Origin of the sequence: Blautia faecis, assembly GCF_027662325.1 — a bacterium.
Lineage (GTDB): Bacteria > Bacillota > Clostridia > Lachnospirales > Lachnospiraceae > Blautia_A > Blautia_A faecis.
Genome location: NZ_JAQDKY010000003.1, coordinates 112,000 through 134,453, shown reverse-complemented (window position 1 = coordinate 134,453; position 22,454 = coordinate 112,000). Strand labels below are relative to the sequence as shown.

The window sequence follows — 22,454 nt, the reverse complement described above, 5'->3', positions numbered from 1 at the left end:
ATACTTGCATAATGTTAATATTGTTATAAAAATGAAAGCCTTGTAGGAAAGGCATTTTATAACCTGTTTTTGGGGTATAAAAAAGACTTTTATTACAATACTGCATATCTGAAGATATGCGACTATTGTAATAAAAGTCTTGCCATTTCAATTTTCTGCGGGCGACAGATTCATGGAACTGTCTACCGTTCTGACGCATGAAAATCCATATACAAAAATGCACTAAACCAGAAACAGTGCATTTGATATGCCAGCTACTCCCTTTTATTGAAGCGTGACTGCAAATGTATTTTGTTGTGGTAATTATAATTCGGCAAAGGTGGGAATGTCAACCCTGAATTATATAAAAGAAAGAATTTATTGGCCATTTGGTTACGGAACTGTTATCCGGAAACATTTTTCTTGTAAAAAATTCAGGGCAGGTATATGATTAAAAAACGAAATCAAAGTAAAATATACCTGTATGGTACAAGTGAAAAATATGAAACAAAGGAGTTACATCATGTTGTATTTTGAAAATGATTATTGCGAAGGTGCTCATGAGGCAATCTTAAAAAGATTAATGGAAACCAATATGGAAAAGGTTCCGGGATATGGACAGGATCCTTTCTGTGACAAAGCGAAAGAAAAAATAAAAGAGGCATGTGGCTGTCCAGATGGGGAGGTCTATTTCCTGGTAGGGGGTACCCAGACAAATGCAGTGGTGATCGCGTCCGTGTTGAACCGGTATGAAGGAGTGCTTTCCGCAGTTACCGGTCATGTAAATGCGCACGAAGCCGGAGCAATAGAATTTACCGGACATAAAGTTCTTCCACTTCCCCAGGACAATGGTAAAATTTCTGCCGCAGATCTGAAAGATTATCTCCAGACCTACTACGCAGACGGAAGCTATGATCACATGGTTTTTCCAGGCATGGTTTATATTTCACATCCGACAGAATACGGAACTCTTTACACAAAGCAGGAACTGGCAGATATTTCCAGTGTATGCAGGGAATATGAGATCCCGCTATTCCTGGACGGAGCCAGACTGGGCTATGGACTGGTGGCAGAGACAGATGTGACTTTGAAAGATATTGCAAATTATACAGACGTATTTTATATCGGAGGAACCAAGGTTGGTGCCCTGTGCGGTGAAGCAGTCGTTTTTCCGAAGAAAGCACCGAAACATTTCTTTACTATGATCAAACAGCAGGGAGCGCTTCTTGCGAAAGGCAGACTGCTTGGAATTCAGTTTGATACTCTTTTTACAGGAAATCTGTACCTGGAAATCAGTAAAAATGCTATTGAAACCGCTGCAAAACTGAAAGCTGCATTAAAAGAGAAGGGCTATGAATTTTTCATTAATTCCCCAACCAATCAGATTTTTGTTATCCTGGAAAATAAGAAAATGGAGGAATTGGGCGAAAAAGTGAAGTTCAGCTTCTGGGAAAAATATGACGAGAATCATACTGTGATCCGCTTTGCAACAAGCTGGGCGACGAAGATGGAAGATATTGATGCACTGATTGATATTCTGTAGGGTGGCAATTGTCCCCGAAAAAATGCCTGGCACAAACAGCTGCGCATATTTTACAAAAAGCTTTTGGGAGAGATATTGACGCCTTTCTGGAAGCATATTATAATAAAAACAGGCTCTAAATAGTTTGAAATTTGGAGAAATAGCACAATATGCAGTAGAAAAGCTGTGTATTATATAACAACAACGGGAGGATTTTACACATGGGAGCAGCAGAAGCAAAGCAGGCAATCCTGGATAACAGGACAGCACTTGGAATTGAGTTCGGTTCCACAAGAATCAAGGCAGTTCTGGTAGATGGAAATAATGCACCAATCGCATCCGGCGGACACGAGTGGGAGAACCGCTATGAGAATGGTGTATGGACATACAGTCTGGAAGATATCTGGTCCGGTTTGCAGGACTGTTATCAGCAGATGGCAAAGGATGTAGAGGAGAAATATGGTGTGGAGCTGACAAGCGTTGGTGCTATTGGAATCAGTGCCATGATGCACGGCTACATGCCATTTGACAAAGAAGGAAATCTTCTGGTTCCGTTCAGAACCTGGAGAAACAATATTACGGGAGAAGCAAGCAGAAAACTGTCCGAACTTTTTCAGTATAATATTCCTCAGAGATGGAGTATCGCACATCTGTATCAGGCAATTTTAAAAGGCGAGCCTCACGTAAAAGATATTGATTACATTGCCACTCTGGAGGCATATGTACATTGGAAACTGACTGGAAAAAGAGTTCTTGGAATTGGCGATGTTGCAGGAATGTTCCCAGTGGACAGCACTACCAGGGATTACAATGAAAAAATGGTTCAGCAGTTTGATGAGCAGGTTGCTTCTTATGGGTTCCCATGGAAGCTTCGCGGCATTCTGCCGAAATGTCTTGTTGCGGGACAGGATGCTGGCTGCCTGACAGAAGAGGGAGCAAAGCTTCTTGATGTAACAGGCAGGCTGAAAGCCGGAATTCCTATGTGTCCGCCGGAAGGTGACGCTGGCACTGGAATGGTAGCTACCAACAGCGTTGCAAAGCGTACCGGAAATGTTTCCGCAGGTACTTCTGTATTTGCCTCTATTGTTTTGGAGAAGGAGTTATCTGCACCATATTCTGAAATTGATATGGTTGCGACTCCATCCGGACATCCGGTTGCAATGGCACACTCTAATAACTGTACTTCTGATCTGAATGCATGGGTAAATATTTTCCGTGAGTTTGCAGAAGCAATGGGTATGGAAGCTGATATGAACAAGCTTTTCGGAACCTTATACAACAAGGCTCTGGAAGGGGATGTGGACTGCGGCGGACTTTTATCCTACTGCTATTTCTCCGGTGAGCATATGACTGGATTTACAGAAGGAAGACCACTGTTTGTACGCTCTCCAGAGAGCAAATTCAACCTTGCCAACTTTATGAGAACCAATCTTTATACCTGCCTTGGCGCTATGAGAGTTGGTCTTGACATCCTGTTTAAGAAAGAGGGGGTAAAGGTTGACCGTCTTCTTGGTCATGGCGGACTGTTTAAGACAAAAGGTGTTGGACAGCAGATCCTTGCAGATGCTGTAAATGCCCCGGTTTCTGTTATGGAGACTGCCGGTGAAGGCGGTGCATGGGGAATTGCAGTGCTCGCTTCCTATCTTGTAAATAAAGAGGAGAATGAGACCCTGGAAGACTTCCTGGATACCAAGGTATTTGCAGGAAATCAGGGAAGCACCCTGAATCCAGATCCGGAGGGTGTAGAAGGCTTTAATATGTTCATGGAAAGATATATGAAAGGCCTGCCGATCGAGCGCGCAGCTGTGGACTCCAAAATCTGGTAAGTGGCTTGGAATGAGGAGGGTATGCCTCAGATCATTCCCGTAATCTGCACGCGAAAAAAGTTCTGTGCAGTTATAATACGAAATAAGTGAGAACGGATGGATTTTTCTCTCAGTTAAAAAACGGAGACCTTTCTCATACCAGAATGTGAATTTTTTCAGGATACTGGTATGGGGAGGGTCTTTTATGTTATAATACTGAGCATTGACAGACAAACATGCTCCAGAGCCTGTTTGAAAAATAAAGGAGATACACATGGTTTTCAGCTCGATGCTCTTTCTATGGATCTTTCTGCCCTTAGTACTGGCAGCATATTATATAAGTCCCGGAAAAATCCGAAATGGAATCCTGGTATTTTTCAGTCTGCTTTTTTATGCATGGGGAGAGCCGCTTTATGTTTTCCTTATGCTGTTTTCCGTGGCGGTGAATTTTACCGGCGGAATTCTGATTGAAAAATATCAGACCAGGAAAAAAAAGATTCTTGTGGCAACTTTGATTATTAATCTGGGGTTGCTGGGATATTTCAAGTATTTTGGCACTCTGACAGAAGCCATAACCGGACTTTTTTCAGCAGATGGAACAGGAACCACTCTTTTTCAGGTGGCGCTTCCAATTGGAATTTCTTTTTATACTTTCCAGGCGTTGTCCTATGTGATCGATGTGTACAGGGGAGAGGTGCCGGCACAGCACAATTTCTGGCATATGCTTTTGTATATTTCCTTTTTCCCACAGCTGATCGCAGGACCTATTGTAAAATATCGCGACATTGCAGCTCAGATTACAGGAAGAAAAGAGACTATCCGAAAATTTGCAGCCGGGATAATGCGTTTTTGCTGGGGACTTGGGAAAAAGGTTCTTCTTGCCAATTCCTTTGCCCGTGTGGTGGATGAAATTTTTAAATATGGTCCATACGCGGTATCCAGGAAGGCTCTGTGGCTGGGCGCAATTCTTTACATGATGCAGATTTATTACGATTTTTCCGGATATTCCGATATGGCCATTGGTCTTGGAAAAATGTTCGGATTTGAATTCCAGGAGAATTTCAATTATCCTTATACAGCTGGTTCTGTGCAGGAATTCTGGCACAGATGGCATATTTCCCTGTCTTCCTGGTTTCGCGATTATGTCTATATTCCTTTGGGAGGAAATCGCAAAGGCGCGGCATGCACCTATCGAAACCTGCTTATCGTATTTTTCCTTACCGGAATGTGGCATGGGGCTGGAATGGCGTTTATCCTCTGGGGGCTTTATCATGGCTTTTTTCTTATACTGGAACGTGTGTGGCTTGGGAAAAAACTGGAAAAACTGCCTAGAATCGTGGGCTGGGGCTACACAGTGACCGCGGTGTTTTTTGGATGGATTCTGTTCCGTGCAGAAAATATTTCCCTGTTTTTCACTTATGTGAGAAATATGTTTGTGGCACATGGAGGAACCATTCTTCTTTCTGCATATCTTGACAGCAAAATGATCTTTCTGATCGTTATGGGTGTTTTATTTGCAGGAGTTTTGCAGAAGATATATGAGAAGGTCCGGGTACATTCCGCTGGAAAAATCCCTGCCAATGGAATGGTGACAGTTCCGAGAATGATCGCCTGTATGGTGATTTTCTGGCTGAGTGTGGCGGCACTTGTAAATAACAGCTATAACCCGTTTATTTATTTCAGATTTTAACAGGAAGCATATGAGAAAACAGAAAATTCTGATCGTATTATTTGCAGGAAGTCTGGTTCTGCCAGGAGTGGTGTGGGCTGGATTTTCCGGCAGATTTGATACGGAAAACAATGAAAACAGAAAACTGGCTGAATTTCCGGAGGTGAATCTGGAATCTCTGGGAGACTTCCCGGAGCAGTTTGAGGCGTATTATAAGGATCATGTGCCCTTCAAAAATGACCTGGTGAAGTTCTGCAACTTTATTGATACGGAATTTTTCCGCAATACAAAGATCGGGGATGTGGTGATCGGAGAAGATAACTGGCTGTTTTACCTGCCGGAAAGGGAGGGAGAAAATGCCATGGCAGATTACCAGAAAACCAATGTGTATACACTGGAACAAAGTGCGGAAATTGCATCCGGAATTGCAAAAGTACGGGACTGGTTCCTGAACAGGGGCGTGGAACAGTTCCATTACTATGTGGCTCCCAACAAAGAGACACTTTATTCGAAGTATATGCCGGAGAAGCCAAAGATGATTGGAATCGGGGATTCCAGAATGGAGACTTTTGCAAAATATATGAAAGAAAATTCCGACGTGGAATTTGATTTTCTGGCAGATTATCTGAGGGAGTTTACTGAAAAATACCAGCTGTTCCGAAAATATGATACTCATATGAACAATTTAGGCGGCTATATTACCAACGAGAAAATTGTACAGGATATGACAGGTGAAAGTCTGCCAATCGAAGATATTCAGGTTCTGATCGGAACTAAACCTTGCAGGGGGGATCTGTCCAGGATGATCGGGCGGTATAAAGAGCTGAATGATGACAGGGAGTATGGGTTGAATTATTTTCACGATGGTATCCGTTACAAGGTGAAAAAAGAGGAGAGTGAAGGCGGCGAGGAGATCCTGAAAGTGTTTAAATCCAATTCGGAGAATGAGAAAACTTTAATGGTGATCGGGGATTCTTTTCGACTCCGCCTTGAAAAATACATGCCCTATCGCTATCAGAAAACCATATTTGTGAGAATTGATGACTTTGACCAGGAGCTTTTGGATAAATATGAACCGGATGACGTGATTGTGATTACTGTTGAGCGTGACCAGAGGTATATGGAAAAACTGGATAGTTATATTATACAGGACAGTGGAGAGTAAATGGTACAATATGATATATCAGAGCCTGTCCGGATTTATAGGATTTGTTTGTGGGAAAAATTTTTGTTTTATTGGTCACAGATGGAACAGTAACCACTTTTTTGTCACGGGAATCGTCAGAATATTTATGGGTTATTGACAATAAGTTCGGCAAATGCTATTCTGATATTAACTTGTTTTGTCAGATATGTCTGTTATGGAACTTTGTATAGTCCGTGACGGATCGTTGACAGAAACTGGCTGCTTAACTGGTAATGAGAGCAGTTGGGAATTACCAGCAAACAGCAACGGAAAGATTGCAGAATCCGTAAGGATTTATACCAAAGGAGGATCTTATGAAGAGAAAGAAAATTACCGCAATTTTGTTAGCATCCCTTATGGGAATCAGTGCAGTACCGGCTACCACATGGGCAGCAGATTCTTACAAGGAAACAGAGAAAGCAGCCTTTGCCAAAATGATCGAGGAATTTGGTGCTGATTACGCAAAGAGCCTTTCTGAAATGGATACAGAAGAAGTTAAGGGAAATGCGGAAATAAAGGTAAGTCTGGAAGATGGTGGAAAAGCAATTCTGGGAATGCTTTCTCCTGTGGATATCTCCTGGCTGGCGGATGCTTCCATCAGTGGAAATGTAAGCATGTCTGATAAGTCCATGACTGAGTTTATGGATGTGAATGTAAATGGAACCAAGATCTGTACAATAGAATATTATTTTGATACAGAGAATTCTGAAATTTATATGAGAATTCCGGAGCTGAGTGATGGCTATATTAAAATGAATATGGAGCAGATGACTCAGGAAGCAGTGGAAGAGGCAGATCAGGAACTGGATTCTTCCTTTACCACGAGTCTTGATCTGGCAGATAGCATGAACAGCTATTTTTCCACTCTGGAGAACCTTCCGGAAGCAGACTTAGTGACATCTATTCTTACAAGATACACAGATATTATTTTTGATAATGTTGCAGATGCTGAGAATCCTGGAGCACAGGAAGCTGTTGCAGGAGATGTAAGTCAGGAGCTTAGCGTTCTGGAAGGACATGTTACACAGGCAGAGGCACTTCCAATGTTCCAGCAGATTCTGGATACAGCCAAGTCTGATGAAGAACTGAAGGGGCTTATTGAGACCTGGACAGAAGCCATGAATGATCCAGATTATACTTATGAGACTTTCCTGGAAGCAATCGAGGATATGGAGAAAGATCTGGATACAGAAGCTGATGAGACTGACGAGTCCGGATTTATTTTAAGGGCATGGGTTGACAGTGACGGAGAGGTTGTTGGACGCCAGTTCCTTCTGAATGATGATGAGCAGGAGGAAGAGCTTTTCGGATATCTGTGTACAGCGGATGGAGATAAGAGAGGATTTTCCATGCAGCTGGGTTCCGGAGATGACAAGGTTGCAATTGAAGGAAGCGGTGAGCTGAAAGGTGACCTGTTAAGCGGAACTTACACGATTTCTTCCGGTGAAGCGGATGCAGCTGTGATTGATGTTACAGATTATGATACCAAGGCAGTACAGGACGGAATCTGGAAGGGAACTTACACAATTTCCGGAGCGCCTGTGGAAGATGAAGATGGAAATTCCTATGATCCATTTGGTGGAATGCAGCTGATCTTTACAGCCGATGGTGCAGATGAGGACAGCATTGACTGGAATCTTGCTATTGCAGCAGGTGGTGCGACTCTTGGTTCAGTTTCTCTGACAGGCGGCAATGGCGGAGAGGCACTTGCCGCAGTTGATGTTGCTTCCCTGACAGATGTTTATGATTTCAGTAATGATGATGAAGTTGAAGCTTATACAGCTTCCATGAATATGGATGCAATCACAGAGAATCTGACCAGCGCAGGCATGCCTGAGGGATGGCTGGACGATGTGATCGCTGCTACAGGCGACAGCGATATTGAGAGTACGGAGACAGATGGTGTTGCTGAGTCCGAAGAGCAGACAGATATGGCTGGAGATACACTGGATGACAGTGAGACACCGGCAGCTTAATCAGTAATTTATGCGAGCAGGCAGCCGCATAATAATTACCTGCAGCAAGGCAAATACAGCGGGGCAGACGAAGTAATTTGTCTGCCCCGAATTTTTTATAACCAGAAAGCAAATGCTTAGTGAGTTCTGTACATCACGGAGCGTGTAACTGTGAAAGTACTGAACTGTTACGATTTTTTATTGAAATGAGGGGGGAGAAGGAATTGAAAAAAAGAAGCTTTGGGATTATCTGTTTTCTGTTTTTGATATTTACCATGTGTTCCTCTCCGGTGTGGGCCGCTTCTTATGTGAAGGCTTCCAATACGACTGTGAGTATCACTTCGAAAAAGCATGGCTGGGTGAAGCGGGGAAAAGACTATTATTTTTATAATTCCAAGGGAAAACTGCTTTGGGGAAAAATTACCTACAAAGGTCAGCGTTATTACAGCACAAAGAATGGAAAACGCTATACAGGCTGGCTGAAATCAGGCGGGAAACGGTATTATTACAACCGGAAGAATGGCATTATGTTCCGCAACCGATGGGCTACAGGAACGAAATACTCTTATTATTTCAATAAGTCAGGTGTGGCAATTGCCAACCGCTGGCTGAGCTACGGAGGAAAGCGATATTATTTCCTTCCTAATTCCAGAATGGCAACAGGATGGCAGAAAATTGGTGAATATCGTTATTATTTTGATAAGAAAACAGGTGCTTTGTATACAAATGTGTGGGTGGGAAAATATTATGTAAATGATAGCGGGAGAAGAACCGGACAGACCAGACCGGATGTGAAGGTGAATGATAACCGCTATACATATAAAAGCAGCTCTCTTAATATTGATCTGCGCAGAAAATCCACACATAATGTTCCTTACTGGGTAGCGCTGATAAAAATCAAAAATTCCGGACAGCTGAAATCCGCTTTATCTTATGGAACCTATGGTGGTGCCAGACAGACTACCTCCGGTGCGGTTTCTGGTAATGGGGGTATTATCGGAGTAAATGGAAGTGCGTTTAGTTACCAGACAGGGCGGCCGTCACCTCTTGGAATGTGTATCAAGAATGGTGTGATTTATGGAAATTATGAGACCAGTTACAGCGTAATGGCTGTAAAATATGATGGCACTATTTATACACCAGAGCAGGGATTAAAAGGCGAAGCTCTTCTGGAAGAGGGCGTGAAAGATACCTATAATTTTGGTCCGATTCTGATCAAAGATGGACAGGCCCAGCCTGCCTGGTCAGAAACAGCCAAATATTATCCGAGAACTGCTGTGGGAATGGTGAAACCTGGCATTTATGTGCTTCTTGTCACCGACACTGGCAGTTACGCCGGTCTGAACCACTGGGATCTTGTTAATATCTTCAATAGCTATGGTTGTCAGTACGCCTACAACCTGGATGGCGGCGGCTCCGCCACATTGTATTACAATGGTCAGGTCATGAATAAGCTGATTAATAATTATGAGAGACCATGTGGGGATTTTCTGTATTTTACAAATTGATGTGTTGACAATGAAAAGCATTTAAGGAGCATGTTGTTTGAACGACGGTAGTGTAAAACGAATTAAGAAAAAATTATCTCTTTTTTCCTTGGTGCTGACCAAGTATATTTTACTTACGGAAACCCCGTCAAGGCTGAATTTTACGGGCTTTCAGCCCGGCCTTGACTGGTTTTCCAACGTAAAATTAAGGTCACCTAAACCAAAGAAAGGGGAGGTAAAGGCTATATAGCCCAGAATCGTTGATTTTACTGGGGGTGAGCCGATTTTGGAGGTATGGAGTTGACACTACCTCATGCATTTTTGAGGTATAAATATGATATACACATACAAATATAAATCGCCGTTAGGGCATATTTTACTGGCGGCAGATGAAGTGGGAATTACTGGTCTATGGTTTGAAGGACAGAAATATTTTGCGAATACACTTCCAGACAAGCATATTCCACAGGAAACAGAGATTCTCACGGAAGCGAAAAAATGGCTGGATGTTTATTTCTCCGGTGAAGAACCGAAATTTACTCCGCCACTTCATCCGGACGGCTCAACATTCAGACAGGCAGTGTGGAAGATTTTATTGCAGATTCCCTATGGACAGACGATCACATACGGAGAAATTGCCCGCAAAATGGCAGAGCTGAAAAATGTATCCCGCATGTCTGCCCAGGCAGTTGGAGGTGCGGTTGGACACAATGAAATTTCTATTATCATTCCCTGCCATCGTGTGATAGGCACAAATGGAAGTCTGACAGGGTATGCCGGAGGAATTGATAGAAAGCTTTCGCTGCTTGAACTGGAACACGCGGATATGAGTTATTTATTTGTTCCAAAGAAAGGGACAGCATTGTAGGAGGCAGTGATAAAACTGTCCTCATTTTGGGTTATTTTGGAGAGCCAAGATTGGACGGAAAATAGAATCTTGGACATATTTTGGACATATCTATTAAATGTTACAGAAATATTACGAGAATTGTGAACCCCAAAACCCCGCAAACCCTTATAAATCCAAAGAGAAACACCCGGTAGGGGAGCTACCGGGTGTTTCGAGGGGAGTATAAATAATTAAATAAGGGGTTATAAAAGGCATAGTTTGATACGACGTGAAATGGCGTAAATACGCGGAAAATCGGGTGTTGAAGTTTACGAAAGTTTATAGGTGAGGAAGAAATCTTGGGTATATTTTGGGTACGGAAACAGAATGAAAAGGCAAATTCTTATCCTATTTTATGGCGCTTATTATAAAAAAATGGTACACTATAAAAAAGCATTGAAAAGGAGATGTTGTATATGCCAGAGATATCATTATTTTATGGGATTCGGGTAACGATGTATTATAATGACCATATGCCACCGCATTTCCATGCAGAGTACAATGGACATAAAGCATTAGTTGATATCAACAATATACAGGTAATAAAGGGATCATTACCAAATAAGCAATTACGATTGATACTGGCGTGGTGTACAATTCACCAGGACGAATTGATGCAGAACTGGGAGCTGTCAAAGGACATGAAGCCGTTGAACAGAATTAATCCGCTTATATAATATGTGGAGGTGAACGTTTATGAATGAGTATTTTCCTACAGTTGTACAGGTGATTCCTTTGGATAATTTTCATGTACAGGTCTTTTTTGATGATGGAAAAATAGTTGATTATGATGCTACAAACGATTTAAAGGCTGAGATTATGGCACCAATGAGGGATATTGAGAACTTCAAAAATGCTTGTACGGTAATGAATGGAACGCTTGCCTGGGATATTTCTGGCAAATGGGACGAAGCTGATTGCGTAGATATTGATCCATTTACGTTATATGAACTCGAGGAAATCAATGGTATGATAGCGTGAAATGCTGTCAGTCAGAAGTAAAGTATTGAATGACGATTACGTGACACGTAGAGAAGGGACGTGAGAGATGAGTAAGGAATCAAATTTCTTAATTTACTGCATGGAACGATACCGCCATTTTAAAGGACTTTCTGGAGCTGATGTGACAAAAACTTTTGAAAAATACGGTATCTATGGGGATATTACAAAGTATTTTGAATCGCTGCATACAATGGGAGATCATTGCATTGTACAGGACATTGACGATTATATCAGCAGTATTACAGGCAATGGTTTGGGAAAGGCATAATTTAGCTGATATTCCAAAAGGTGATGAAGGATTGTAATTTTATATAGAAGATTGATTAGAGACTGGAAATTTGAATTCTGGTCTCTTTTTTTATATCTTCAAATCTGTAGCAAGGTGTAAATATTTAGATATGCTCATAGAAGGGAGAATTGGAACCAGAGCAGGTTCAGAACATTATGGACAGTATGATAAAAAAATTGTATGACATGGAACTGGAAGAACTGGGACGGAGCGGCTGGCAGGATGAAAAATTACTGTCAGAAGTCAGAAAACTTCTGGAAAATAACAAGGCTTCTATCCAGGTTGAAGATAAAACTGGACGAGAAGGCGTTGATCTGGCATTTGCGATTGCTGAGATAGGAGAAGAAATTGGGTTTACACAAGGATTCAAGTGTGCCTTTCAGCTTTTTATGGAATGCAAAAGGGAATAGGTTCAAATGATACAAGGTATTAAAGAGAAGGCTATGCGTGGGGAATACGCATAGCCTTTTAAAGAGTCTTTATAAATTCGATTAATGCAAGCTGTTGTTCTTCTGAGAGGGCTGTTGAAGCCTCTAATAATTGTGCCTGGGTTTTAGTAAGAGTATAAGGCATTTCACTCTCTGCGAAGAACTGAGAAAGTGTAATACCGAAGGCATTACATATTTTTTCAAGTGAGGGAATAGAAGGTAATAGCTTTTTTCGATACCAGGATGAAATTGTAGATTGTGTCAAACCAGACTCGGTAGCAAGCTGGTATTCAGACCAACCCTTTTGATCACGGTAGTGTGTAATACGATCCAGTACAGGAATCACGGTATCACCAACTTTCTATATAAGATATCGTTAATTTTAGACGATAATGCGTTGCAAATTAATATGTAGTGTCGTATAATTTTAACTAATAAAAGTACTACTGGAGGAGAAAGGGCATGGCAGGAAGTGCATATGAGATAGAACTATTTGGGAAAAAGCTAATATACAGTGAGGGAAAATTACGTGATATTAAGTTGCATTTTTTTATGGACGATTTATATGAGCTGATAAAAATGCAAGTTGGTCAGTTGTTTGATAATGCAGGTGATTTGAATGGTTTACTATATACGACTAATGAGGATATTACTGAAATATATGTAACAATGTATGATGTGACAATTCAGTACATAGAAAAGAATGTATTGAAGGGGATTGAGGCTAAGGAGATATTTCTTACTCCAGGCGAGGAGCCTCTTCGGAAAAAATATAAGCATTGGAATCAAGAAATAAGGCAAAGAGAAAATGAAGCCAAAAGAAAAATGAAAGAAGATGGCTTGCCTTATGAGGAACAAATGCACAGGTTTGCAGAATATGCACAGCGAGAATTTGAAGATATGAAGTATGTATATGTATTGGGAGTAATTAATGACATAGTAAGTCTCAGATCGCACGTAGAAGAGCTATTTATGCAAAAGCATGTGCCTATAGAAATAATTACGGATAAAGATCAAGATGAAGCAGTTGAAATGTTTACATATATTCGTGTTAATCCCAATCTGGAAAATAAAGCTGGTTATGTCTTAAGAATATTGAATTCGTGTCCAGTGCTTAAAAATTTTCCAGCGTATACAATGAATGAGTTTCCAGATCAGATGGATAAGCTATTACAATTATTTACATTTATAGGAGCGAGTGTACCTAAAAATGTGATAGAGTCTGCATTAAAAAGCTTATATGAAAAACTTCCACACGATACAGAGGCACAAACACTAAAAATTAAACAAATATTGGATAATGTGCAAAATATAACGGATATACAAGGAAATGTAGTTGTTGGGAAAATCAATAAGTTAATAGCCGAATTTGATTTGCAAGCAAGGTCATTTCAAGGAATTGAATATCCAACTAGAGAAGCTCGAAAAAAAGCTGAAGATGATTACAATATTTTAAATAAAAAATACCGGGAAATTAATAGTATGAATGAAGGGCAATGTAATAGTGCGAGAGAGTGGATTATATCTCAGTCGTTTGATTCTCATATTGCTCAAATGTTTCTTTTGAAAATGGATAATAGAATACAACAGATTTGGGAAATAGAAGATTCAGAGAAATTTTCTGTCCTGTTTCAAAATGTAGACATTCACAGTGAAGAATCTAAAAATCAAGCAATTAAAATTATAGGCTTAATAGGAAAATCTGCTGATAAAAACAGGTACATAGATGCGATTAAAGGGATGAATGCTGAAAATATTTCTATATTTCAGAAATATGAAAAGTGGAAAAAGAAATCTATTTTTCAAAAATACGGAATTATATGGGGACTTGTAGGTTTAGGAATATTAATTCTTATGTTTTCGCCGATAGGATTGCTTGGAATTGCGGCTGGATGTATTGTGCATTATCTTCAGAAAAAGGAAATAAGAAACCAGCAAAATATATGGAATTTACTTACTGTAGATGGAAAGATTGTACATAAGCAATTATTGGAAGTGGTAGAGAATAATGTAGATAATTTAACGGCAGACAAAAAGGAGGAATCACAATGCTAAAGACAATATTTTGGATTTGGCTGATACTAGTGATAATTGGACTTGTAGTTTATCGCGGAGAAGTAAATTTAGGAGTTTTTGTGCAGGAAATAAAAAACTGTTTTAGATTTAGACCAATATCTACAATAATTGTGTTGATAATTATTGTAATGGCAGTTAGTAGTTGTAATGATAAATCTTCTCAGGATAAAGGGAATGCAGCAGAAGACACGGAGACTTCTGTAGTACCAGAAAAAAACAGGCCGAAGACAGAAAGTGCGGTAGCAGATGGAAGAAGTTCAGTTATTGAAACATCATCTAGTAATAATAGTGTAAAAAAAGCTGCGGATATTGCTGGGAAAAATGTTGTTAAAGAAAGTATGTCTAATGATGTAGAAGAATATGATGTGGATGAATACGACAACGCGGATGAATATGATGATACGGAGGAATACGGTGACACGGATGAATATGATGATACAAATGAAAATGGATATGATTCGACGATATGGTCAACAGATTATTTGTTTTGGTATTTAAAGGAGTATGATTTTAGTAAAATTGAAAATTTAGTAGAGGTTGCAGAAGAATTCTGGAGTAAGAAGGATGAACTAGAAGCAAATAATGATCCAGTATCTGTAAAATTAAATAGTAAAGTGTTTTCTGCTGATTATTATTCACTTACGTCTGAACGTTCAAATTATGTATATGTAGGAGACATGGAGGATAACAGACCTTCTGGATTTGGAGTATTAAGTCTTTTATTTGAGGATGAAGGCTGTTACAGACCAATTTATTGCGGCAATTTTAAGGATGGAAGATTTGATGGGACAGGAATTAAGCTGCAAGATTATGATGTTAATTTGATATATAGCGTCAATAACGTAATAGAGATGGGAATGCTTCCAACAAATGATGTAAATGATTATGTGGAATCTATTTCATATATTGGTAATTTTTCAAAAGGAAACCAAAACGGCTTTGGAATGTCAATAAAATATCCGGACTTGGATGCGTATTTGAATTTTCTACCGGGAGGAACGTCAGAACTAGCAGATTTGTACCTTGTTAATTCGGGCATAGAGCTTAACATAGGAACAAATAAAAATGGAGAGCTTCAAGGAGATGATTGCTATATTTACAGTAATAAATATTTATTATATGAGGGGGATATGAAGGATGGAAAAATGAATGGAGATGGAGTTGAATACTATTCAAACAGTGACCAGATTAAATATGAGGGACACTTCCGAAAAGGTAAATATGATGGTAAAGGTGTTATGTATGATGAGAATGGGAAAATCATATATGATGGCAAGTGGAAAAATGGTGATTACGCAAGTTAAAAGGAGGTAGAAAATATGTTAATTATTCTTTACGTTATCTTAGGTTATTGGGCAACTGGTAAAACTATTTATGCAAACAAAGTTATGATTGGAAGTTGGGGTTCTATTTTTTTAACTAGATTTGCGTTTGGATTTTTCTTAGGCTGGATTCTTATTCCGTGGGCGCTTATAAAGTGTATTTTCCATTGAATGTATAAAGACTAGTTCTATATTGGAAAAGTGAAATTTTTGGCTATAAAGTTGCTTATTCCACCGATAAAAAAGTGAAAATTAAAAAATAAAACAAGGAGGACTTTAACATGAAGAAAAGTGTAAGAAGAGCTTTAATTATTGTAATGGCAATGATGTGTTGTTTGTTGGTAACAGTTCCAGTGTCTGCAGCTAAAAAGCCTTCAATGAAAACAGTTACTAGAACATATAGAAAATTTTTGAAAAAACATATTTGGAATTCCAGTCGTTATACAAGCCAGGGAGAAACTACCGATACATTAGTTGATATCAATAAGGATGGTGTCCCAGAACTTGTTGTCCAGTATCCGAATGGAAATAAATATGGAGTTGTTGTGTATACCTATAAAAAAGGCAAAGTTGTAAGAATGACATCTAAAAAGGGTTATATAGGAATATCATCTGTTCGCCAGCAAAAGGGTAAGAAATATCTTGTATTACAATGGACACAAAGCAGACAGTCTACAGGATATGACGTTTACCAAATGAAAGGAACAAAACTTAAACTTGTCTATAGATATACTTATAAGTACGAATCTCTAAGTGAATTTAACCAGGGGGGATATGCGTATATTCCTCGCAAGAATGGTAAGTATATTGGATATAATAATTATGACAAATTTGAGAGATCATTAAGAGATTGCAGATATCAAGATTATGAAGACTGGATGGATTTCTGTTATTAAGGAATAGAGGTGTTAAAGGGCATGTCACATATCTGTGACATGCCCTGTTTTCTTTTTTGTCTGAATTTAAAGCTTCGAAGCATTCAAGATATAATTCTCCAAAGCCATTCGGCTAATCTTCCAGGTAGATCCCATGCGGAATCCATTCAGCTTTCCAGTATTAAGTAATTCATAAACTCTGTTCTTTCCTACTCCAAGATACTCAGCAACTTCTGAGACACTTAAAACAGTCAAAATAGAATTTTCTTTCCCTACAGGTACTGGATTAGATGTAGTTGACATAATAGTTTCCTCCTGTCTGATACTGGTTTTTATTTATATGTGAGTAAGGTTAGTTTTGTAAGAAAAAAATACAAGCAGAACAATCCTATAAAAGAAAAAATAAAGAAGCTCAGATGTATATAACTTTTTTCAACTTCAAAATACTTATTTGAACGAGAACAGGAGGTGTTGGGAGTTTTTTAGAAGCATTTTTAAGTATTGGTGTATAGTTTTTATTAAAAATATATATCAATAATAAATTTTACACCATGCTTAACAAAAGCTTCAGAGGGTTCCAAAGTTTACCAGATGTGGTTGAATTAAGAAAAATCATCTGAGGAAAAGGAGAAACTATTATGATTATTAATATTGATAAAAACTATTATACAAGTAAAGAAGAAGCAAAGAAACACATGGGAATGATGAGTAATGTTGTAAGTAATAATATAGTAGATTTAGATTTAAGTGAAATTGTAAAACGTGTTGGGAAAAAAGGCTGTACCTTTACCAGAGCTATTGTGAATGGTGCAACCAGGGATGAGCGCTTTGTGCAACAGAGATTTTTAGTATTGGATTTTGATGGTACGATTGAGATGGAAGTATTTAAAAAACGCTGTGAAGAATACAGAGTTCCATTTTTATTTACATATAAAACTCTCAGCTGGAGTGAAGAATGCAATCGTTTCCGAGCAGTTTTTCTAATGGATCGTTGGATTAGCAATTCGGAGCTTGCGAAAGCGGCTAATTATATACTGGCTGCTGTTTTTCCAGAATCAGATTCATCCTGTGTTAATTTGGGAAGGATGTTTCTCGGGGGAAAGGGAGTAATAGAAAAAAATCTGGATGCAAGAATCAATGTTGTAGAACTTGCGCGAGAAGCGGAAACGTACTATCGGGTGACCAAGGGGAGAAATTACAGTACTGATATAAAGAATTTTGGTAAAAAATCAGGAATCAAAGTTTCTGATGGGGAAATATGTATCTTCAATGACGCTGAATTTAATTCCGATGGAATTGAAGATAAAATTACAGACAATGGTATAGTTATGTTGCCATATCAGAAAGAACAGAACGGCAACGCAGATTCTGTGAAGGGACGAGAAATAAAGGAAGCACGTCCTATGCTAACCTCGTTTGATTCAGAGTCATTATGCAAATTGTGTGCTTTATTACGAGATTTTATTAATGGAAAAGACTTGCACCATGATTTGGAATTTCTTCTCGCCACTAGTTTAATAAATATAAAAGGCGGAAGACAATTGTTCGAGGATAATATGAAAAAAATGGATAAACTCACACCAAAATGGAAATATGATCTAAAAAAAATGAGTTGCAATGGATATAGACCAGAACAATGTATAAACTCAAAAAAACCATGTCCATATTATGATAGGTGCAAAGCCAGTTCTCTCTATACAAAAGCTAGTCGGAAGATCAGGAAACTGGAAAGCACTGAAGATTTTTACGAAATCGAGCAGTGTGAAGGTGATCTCCGAGAATTTCTGGAGAAAGCAGTAGATGCTAGGGATTCAGATATTCATGTTATAAACGCACAGACTGCTCTTGGTAAAACAGAGCAGTACTCAGAAATTGTAAAGAACCGGGCTGATAAGAAATTTCTTATAGCAGCCCCGACAATCCAACTGCAACATGAGTTGGCTGAAAGGATAGAAGCTAAAGGTGTTAAATGTGAAATCACCGAGAGCATATATACAAAAGCAACGCAGTTACCGTTCCCTGGTTTGAAAGAGGAGCTCGATTGGGCATTTTCCCAGGGATTTGCAAAGCGGGCAAAGCGAATAGTAAGTGCGTATCGAAATGAACATCAGGAGGAACTTTCAGCAGAACAATTAAAGAAGCTTGATTGGGTACTCAAAAAACAGGAAATAGGTTATAGCGGAGCGCGGTGTATAATTACTACACATGCGCTTTTTTTAATGAAAGAGCTGTATCGAATGAAGGAGTATGAAATCATCATTGATGAAGATTTGCTTATGACTCTGTTTCACATGACAGGCAGTTTGCCAGTGGCAACGGTGAAAAATATGCTGAATTGTCCATTGATAGTAGGCGATAACCAGGAACAGCTCAGGGAAATCTTAAAACTGCAAGATAATGAAACTTTACGCGTTGATTTTACGCCTTTATCAGAGAAGGCATTAGATATTCTGTATTGGCACCGTAAGGAATTTGCAGGACCAGTTCCCAAACTGTTTGAGAGTACCCATGTTATTATGCGTAAAGATAAACAGGAAATTGTTTTTATCAGGAAAAATGATTTTCAAGACAGCAATAAATTGACAATATTATCTGCAACTGCGGACAGGACTTTATATAGGGATTATTTCTCTGGAAAAAAGGTTTATTTCAGAGAAACCCATAAGGCTGAATATAAAGGAAAATTGCTCCAGTACACGGCGCATCCGCTTAGTAGAGCTTTCTTTAAGAAAAATGGTATGATGGACATTGTGAATCAGATACAAGATGAGTATATTAAGGATATTCCGATCATCAGCTTCAAAATGTTATTTCCAAGTTCAGAAATCCATTTTGGCAAAACTGAGGGATTTAATACATATAAAGGTTTAGATATAGCAGTAATCGGTACTCCGCATAATTCCCCAATTTTATATAAGCTCGTAGGCGCAATGCTTGGGTATAGTACAAGCGGTAGCTTACATAAATATCGTGTGGAAAGAAAAGGGTTCAGTTACACTATGATGACATATGGTGATGAGGAAATGCGTAATTTGCAGCTTTTCTTCATAGAATCAGAACTGGAACAGGCGATTGGAAGGGCAAGACTTTTAAGAGAGGATTGTACCGTATATGTCTTCTCTAATTATCCTTGCCAGCAGGCAGAGCTTATTCAGGATTCATATCTAGAAGTAAATTCAGAAGAGGATACAGAACAAGCTGAGGACGACATAACGAAAAACGAAGACGAGATAATCGAGAATGAGACAATGGATTATTAAAAAATAAAATCAAACCAACATATAGGTGACGGACTCTGATCGAAGCCGAGTTGCAGTCATTCTCTTAATTATTCAAGCAATACATTTTTTATTATGAATATGTAGAGAAATATACGAATTGGGCGCTGCCAGGATATTTTATACATCTGCCTGGCAGCAAACCAGGAATGAGCATATCATTTCTGGCTGGGGGGAGCCACATCCTCAGTGGAGAGCTGAGGCATATCTGGCAGTATTCCAAGTTTTTATAACTGGAAGAGGGCGTATATTCAGTAAAGAAGATGTTTAGAATGGTCGCAAATGCCACCGGCATTTGCGGCTATTGATTTGCTAAACAAAAAGAAAAAGGGATGTGTTAATTATTGGTTGAATTAAAATTTATTATATTAGACAAACCATTCCATACATGATAAAATGAAATTGTTATTATAGTTGGTATCAGTAAAACACGATACATAAGAACCGGAACATATCTTCGCTTTAATAAATTTTCTTTTTTTGTATAAATACTTTTTAAAACACAACTAAATGCTTGCGTAATATACCTCTAATAAAATGCTGAGATTGAAGGTAAAATAAAACCAGTAATGATGAACGGAGGTGTATTTACTTGCAGATAGAAGAGTATGTTGCTGGGAATATAAAGGATTTATGCAAAAAACGTCATGTGAGTAAATACAGACTGGCACAGCTGACAGGAATTGCACAGTCTTCCCTTGGAAGGATTATTGCAAATGAGAGTACACCATCATTACAGACGCTTGAAAAGATATGCAGTGCACTGGATGTAACACTGTCTCAGTTTTTCCAGGATGAAAAAGAAAATCATCTGACGGATAAACAGAATGAAGTGATGGAGATATGGAATGATCTGAGTGCTGATGAGCAGGCTGTTGTATTGGCAATGCTCCGAGGACTTAAGAAGTGAGGGAACAGTTCGGACGTATTTGTTTGACTGTTCCATTTTTGTCTGTAAGGAGAAGATGAATGCTGATAGAATGTAAATATTATGACGTTGCAGCTAAGGAAATGGAAGAACTGGATAAGCAGATAGCAGAAGAATCTGAGAATCTTTCTGAAGGAGAATTACAGCTGGAAAATGACCGGAGAGATTTTCAGTTAGCAGAAATTATCAGAAGCTTTAAAGAGAAGGAAAAAATGAAAGAGATTGTTCCTGATCCCGAGAAGATTGCTTTGTTTATCAGACTGCAGAGAGCTTCGATGGAACTGGCTAAGTTATTGGAATTGAACATTGTGACCATGAAAAAAGATGATGATACCTATGGGTATATTGAATTATCTTATGGAATTTCCTGGATTCTTTCAGATTCTCCGAAGATGTGTAAAAAGACAATGGCAATGTTATATGAGAATGCAGATCAGATCTGCTCTGAGGTAAAGGACAACTGTGTTGTACAAAGGTTTGAGTTCGAATTGGAGAAATAGAAACGATAGTGGCAATATCTTTGACTGCAAGGTATAATATTACCACAAATTTTTTAGGTTAGAATCGATGATGGAGTAAACGAAAAAGCAGTTTTGACATTTCAGTGAACTGCTTCTTCGTTTACTCCATTTTCGTTTTGACCTAATTGAACAAAGTGAGCGTCCGAGTAGCTACTACCTATGGACTTTTAATCTTTTGTTCAATCGGAATTTGGAGGAATATATATGGCAAATTCATATAGGATAATGAATGATGCTACATGAGAAAGAGCAATGCACTGTCAGATTTTCAGAAATAGTGTAGAACCAGTCTTTTTCGTAACATTTTAGTCAGATATTACTGAATTTAAAATACACAAAATAAAAATAATAACAATTACTATTATTGACATAATAGAAAGTATCATGTATAATACAGACATACATAAAAAAGCAACAAAATACTGAAAAATTCAGTAGGAATCTATTAACAAAATGAATCAACATTGAAAAGGAGAAAATAACTATGAAAAAATATGAATGTGAACCATGTGGTTATATTTATGATCCGGCAGTAGGCGATCCAGACGGAGGTATCGCTCCAGGAACTGCATTTGAGGATATTCCAGATGACTGGGTATGCCCGATATGTGGATTAGGAAAAGATGTTTTTGTTCCTGTAGAAGACTAAGCAGAAAATGCAGGTGTGAAACTGACAGACACAAAAAAATCCCAAGAGAACATATAAAAAGAAATGGAGACCAGATTATGACTTACGATTTAAATATTACCTTTGATGACAATTTAGTAACAGGAAATGAAACAATTGATACCCAGCATAAAGAATTGATCGACCGTATCCAGAACTTTGTAACTGCCTGTCAAAATGGCGACAGCAAAGTAAAAGCAATCAAAATGCTGGATTATCTGGATGAATATACTGACTTTCATTTCAAAGAAGAGGAAAAGCTTCAGGAAAAATCCGGTTATCCAGAGCGTGAAAACCATCATGAAAAACATGAAGAGTTTAAAAAGACAATTCAGGAACTGCGTGAATACCTGCAGGATTATGAAGGACCAACTGAGCGGGTCAGTGAACTTGTACAGAAAAATGTGATTGACTGGCTGTTTGGACACATTAAAACATATGACCGCTCTGTAGCAGAATTTATCTTTATGAGAGAAAATCCAAAACGATACTAAAATAAAACAGGGAAGGTGTTCCCTCAGAGAATTCAGACAAAAGGGTGAATATTTCTATGATGGATAACCTTAGAGAATACTG

Annotated in this window: 22 protein-coding genes; 20 read left to right on the top strand and 2 right to left on the bottom strand. The window is 38.7% G+C overall.

The features are described 5' to 3' along the window. Positions 1-502: 502 nt before the first annotated feature. The 11 genes from PGQ38_RS03055 (at position 503) to PGQ38_RS03005 (ending at position 12,193) form a co-directional block, all read left to right on the top strand. Entirely contained in the window at positions 503-1,522 is a 1,020-nt protein-coding gene (locus PGQ38_RS03055) for a threonine aldolase family protein (protein WP_173716178.1), read from the top strand. 200 nt (positions 1,523-1,722) lie between these two features. Next, on the top strand, positions 1,723-3,327 hold the full coding sequence (locus PGQ38_RS03050; protein WP_118581787.1) for a xylulokinase: 1,605 nt from the start codon (positions 1,723-1,725) through the stop codon (positions 3,325-3,327). 253 nt (positions 3,328-3,580) lie between these two features. Continuing rightward, positions 3,581-4,996, top strand: a complete 1,416-nt coding sequence (locus tag PGQ38_RS03045) for an MBOAT family O-acyltransferase (protein ID WP_270430795.1) — start codon at positions 3,581-3,583, stop codon at positions 4,994-4,996. Positions 4,997-5,006: 10 nt separating this feature from the next. Further along, the gene (locus PGQ38_RS03040; RefSeq protein ID WP_270430794.1) at positions 5,007-6,140 is read left to right on the top strand and encodes an alginate O-acetyltransferase AlgX-related protein; all 1,134 of its coding nucleotides are present in this window, start codon (positions 5,007-5,009) and stop codon (positions 6,138-6,140) included. A gap of 335 nt (positions 6,141-6,475) precedes the next feature. Further along, complete coding sequence (locus PGQ38_RS03035) at positions 6,476-8,137, top strand: hypothetical protein (protein WP_270430792.1); 1,662 nt, start codon at positions 6,476-6,478, stop codon at positions 8,135-8,137. Positions 8,138-8,340: 203 nt separating this feature from the next. Further along, positions 8,341-9,624 carry a phosphodiester glycosidase family protein gene (locus PGQ38_RS03030; protein WP_173719175.1) on the top strand — a complete coding sequence of 428 codons (1,284 nt, stop codon included), beginning with the start codon at positions 8,341-8,343 and terminating at the stop codon, positions 9,622-9,624. 313 nt (positions 9,625-9,937) lie between these two features. After that, positions 9,938-10,471 (top strand): methylated-DNA--[protein]-cysteine S-methyltransferase, encoded by a 534-nt coding sequence (locus tag PGQ38_RS03025; RefSeq protein WP_270430790.1) that lies wholly within the window; start codon positions 9,938-9,940, stop codon positions 10,469-10,471. A gap of 437 nt (positions 10,472-10,908) precedes the next feature. Then, positions 10,909-11,169 carry a DUF4160 domain-containing protein gene (locus tag PGQ38_RS03020; protein ID WP_118581766.1) on the top strand — a complete coding sequence of 87 codons (261 nt, stop codon included), beginning with the start codon at positions 10,909-10,911 and terminating at the stop codon, positions 11,167-11,169. Positions 11,170-11,188: 19 nt separating this feature from the next. Continuing rightward, positions 11,189-11,473, top strand: coding sequence for a DUF2442 domain-containing protein (locus PGQ38_RS03015; RefSeq protein ID WP_118581763.1), 285 nt, complete (start codon positions 11,189-11,191; stop codon positions 11,471-11,473). A gap of 67 nt (positions 11,474-11,540) precedes the next feature. Then, positions 11,541-11,762 carry a DUF3791 domain-containing protein gene (locus PGQ38_RS03010; protein ID WP_195699105.1) on the top strand — a complete coding sequence of 74 codons (222 nt, stop codon included), beginning with the start codon at positions 11,541-11,543 and terminating at the stop codon, positions 11,760-11,762. A 149-nt stretch (positions 11,763-11,911) separates the two neighbouring features. Beyond that, complete coding sequence (locus PGQ38_RS03005) at positions 11,912-12,193, top strand: hypothetical protein (protein ID WP_118581757.1); 282 nt, start codon at positions 11,912-11,914, stop codon at positions 12,191-12,193. A 58-nt stretch (positions 12,194-12,251) separates the two neighbouring features. Here PGQ38_RS03005 and PGQ38_RS03000 read toward each other — a convergent pair whose 3' ends face one another. After that, on the bottom strand, positions 12,252-12,557 hold the full coding sequence (locus PGQ38_RS03000) for a helix-turn-helix domain-containing protein (RefSeq protein ID WP_330674425.1): 306 nt from the start codon (positions 12,555-12,557) through the stop codon (positions 12,252-12,254). A gap of 116 nt (positions 12,558-12,673) precedes the next feature. Here PGQ38_RS03000 and PGQ38_RS02995 point away from each other — a divergent pair, with 116 nt between their 5' ends. From PGQ38_RS02995 to PGQ38_RS02980, 4 genes are all read left to right on the top strand, one after another. Beyond that, positions 12,674-14,266, top strand: coding sequence for a hypothetical protein (locus tag PGQ38_RS02995; protein ID WP_270430788.1), 1,593 nt, complete (start codon positions 12,674-12,676; stop codon positions 14,264-14,266). Continuing rightward, a complete protein-coding gene (locus PGQ38_RS02990; RefSeq protein ID WP_270430786.1) occupies positions 14,260-15,591 on the top strand; it encodes an MORN repeat-containing protein in 1,332 nt (443 codons plus the stop codon). Before PGQ38_RS02995 ends, PGQ38_RS02990 begins: the two co-directional genes overlap by 7 nt. 15 nt (positions 15,592-15,606) lie before the next feature. Continuing rightward, positions 15,607-15,780 (top strand): cystinosin-like protein, encoded by a 174-nt coding sequence (locus PGQ38_RS02985; RefSeq protein WP_173729020.1) that lies wholly within the window; start codon positions 15,607-15,609, stop codon positions 15,778-15,780. A 110-nt stretch (positions 15,781-15,890) separates the two neighbouring features. Continuing rightward, positions 15,891-16,505: a hypothetical protein gene (locus tag PGQ38_RS02980; protein WP_270430783.1), complete on the top strand. Its 615-nt coding sequence runs from the start codon at positions 15,891-15,893 to the stop codon at positions 16,503-16,505. A 66-nt stretch (positions 16,506-16,571) separates the two neighbouring features. Here the strand turns inward: PGQ38_RS02980 and PGQ38_RS02975 are convergent, their stop codons facing one another. Continuing rightward, on the bottom strand, positions 16,572-16,787 hold the full coding sequence (locus PGQ38_RS02975) for a helix-turn-helix domain-containing protein (protein WP_173736649.1): 216 nt from the start codon (positions 16,785-16,787) through the stop codon (positions 16,572-16,574). A gap of 335 nt (positions 16,788-17,122) precedes the next feature. Between PGQ38_RS02975 and PGQ38_RS20955 the strand changes: the two genes are divergently transcribed. From PGQ38_RS20955 to PGQ38_RS02950, 5 genes are all read left to right on the top strand, one after another. Further along, a complete protein-coding gene (locus PGQ38_RS20955; RefSeq protein ID WP_270430781.1) occupies positions 17,123-19,744 on the top strand; it encodes a hypothetical protein in 2,622 nt (873 codons plus the stop codon). Positions 19,745-20,354: 610 nt separating this feature from the next. Further along, the gene (locus tag PGQ38_RS02965; RefSeq protein ID WP_173771185.1) at positions 20,355-20,672 is read left to right on the top strand and encodes a helix-turn-helix domain-containing protein; all 318 of its coding nucleotides are present in this window, start codon (positions 20,355-20,357) and stop codon (positions 20,670-20,672) included. Between the two features lie 59 nt (positions 20,673-20,731). Next, a complete protein-coding gene (locus PGQ38_RS02960) occupies positions 20,732-21,190 on the top strand; it encodes a hypothetical protein (protein WP_173771184.1) in 459 nt (152 codons plus the stop codon). A gap of 505 nt (positions 21,191-21,695) precedes the next feature. After that, positions 21,696-21,860: a rubredoxin gene (gene rd, locus PGQ38_RS02955; protein ID WP_005608410.1), complete on the top strand. Its 165-nt coding sequence runs from the start codon at positions 21,696-21,698 to the stop codon at positions 21,858-21,860. 77 nt (positions 21,861-21,937) lie between these two features. Beyond that, a complete protein-coding gene (locus PGQ38_RS02950) occupies positions 21,938-22,372 on the top strand; it encodes a bacteriohemerythrin (protein ID WP_270430779.1) in 435 nt (144 codons plus the stop codon). The last annotated feature ends 82 nt before the right edge of the window (positions 22,373-22,454 follow it).

Coding starts and splice junctions, on each gene's coding strand:
- PGQ38_RS02960 (WP_173771184.1), top strand. CDS start 20,732: ATGCTGATAGAATGTAAATATTATGACGTTGCAGCTAAGGAAATGGAA.
- PGQ38_RS02950 (WP_270430779.1), top strand. CDS start 21,938: ATGACTTACGATTTAAATATTACCTTTGATGACAATTTAGTAACAGGA.
- PGQ38_RS02990 (WP_270430786.1), top strand. CDS start 14,260: ATGCTAAAGACAATATTTTGGATTTGGCTGATACTAGTGATAATTGGA.
- PGQ38_RS02980 (WP_270430783.1), top strand. CDS start 15,891: ATGAAGAAAAGTGTAAGAAGAGCTTTAATTATTGTAATGGCAATGATG.
- PGQ38_RS03035 (WP_270430792.1), top strand. CDS start 6,476: ATGAAGAGAAAGAAAATTACCGCAATTTTGTTAGCATCCCTTATGGGA.
- PGQ38_RS02985 (WP_173729020.1), top strand. CDS start 15,607: ATGTTAATTATTCTTTACGTTATCTTAGGTTATTGGGCAACTGGTAAA.
- PGQ38_RS02975 (WP_173736649.1), bottom strand. CDS start 16,787: ATGTCAACTACATCTAATCCAGTACCTGTAGGGAAAGAAAATTCTATT.
- rd (WP_005608410.1), top strand. CDS start 21,696: ATGAAAAAATATGAATGTGAACCATGTGGTTATATTTATGATCCGGCA.
- PGQ38_RS03040 (WP_270430794.1), top strand. CDS start 5,007: ATGAGAAAACAGAAAATTCTGATCGTATTATTTGCAGGAAGTCTGGTT.
- PGQ38_RS03025 (WP_270430790.1), top strand. CDS start 9,938: ATGATATACACATACAAATATAAATCGCCGTTAGGGCATATTTTACTG.
- PGQ38_RS20955 (WP_270430781.1), top strand. CDS start 17,123: ATGATTATTAATATTGATAAAAACTATTATACAAGTAAAGAAGAAGCA.
- PGQ38_RS03050 (WP_118581787.1), top strand. CDS start 1,723: ATGGGAGCAGCAGAAGCAAAGCAGGCAATCCTGGATAACAGGACAGCA.
- PGQ38_RS02995 (WP_270430788.1), top strand. CDS start 12,674: ATGGCAGGAAGTGCATATGAGATAGAACTATTTGGGAAAAAGCTAATA.
- PGQ38_RS03020 (WP_118581766.1), top strand. CDS start 10,909: ATGCCAGAGATATCATTATTTTATGGGATTCGGGTAACGATGTATTAT.
- PGQ38_RS03015 (WP_118581763.1), top strand. CDS start 11,189: ATGAATGAGTATTTTCCTACAGTTGTACAGGTGATTCCTTTGGATAAT.
- PGQ38_RS03010 (WP_195699105.1), top strand. CDS start 11,541: ATGAGTAAGGAATCAAATTTCTTAATTTACTGCATGGAACGATACCGC.
- PGQ38_RS03045 (WP_270430795.1), top strand. CDS start 3,581: ATGGTTTTCAGCTCGATGCTCTTTCTATGGATCTTTCTGCCCTTAGTA.
- PGQ38_RS03055 (WP_173716178.1), top strand. CDS start 503: ATGTTGTATTTTGAAAATGATTATTGCGAAGGTGCTCATGAGGCAATC.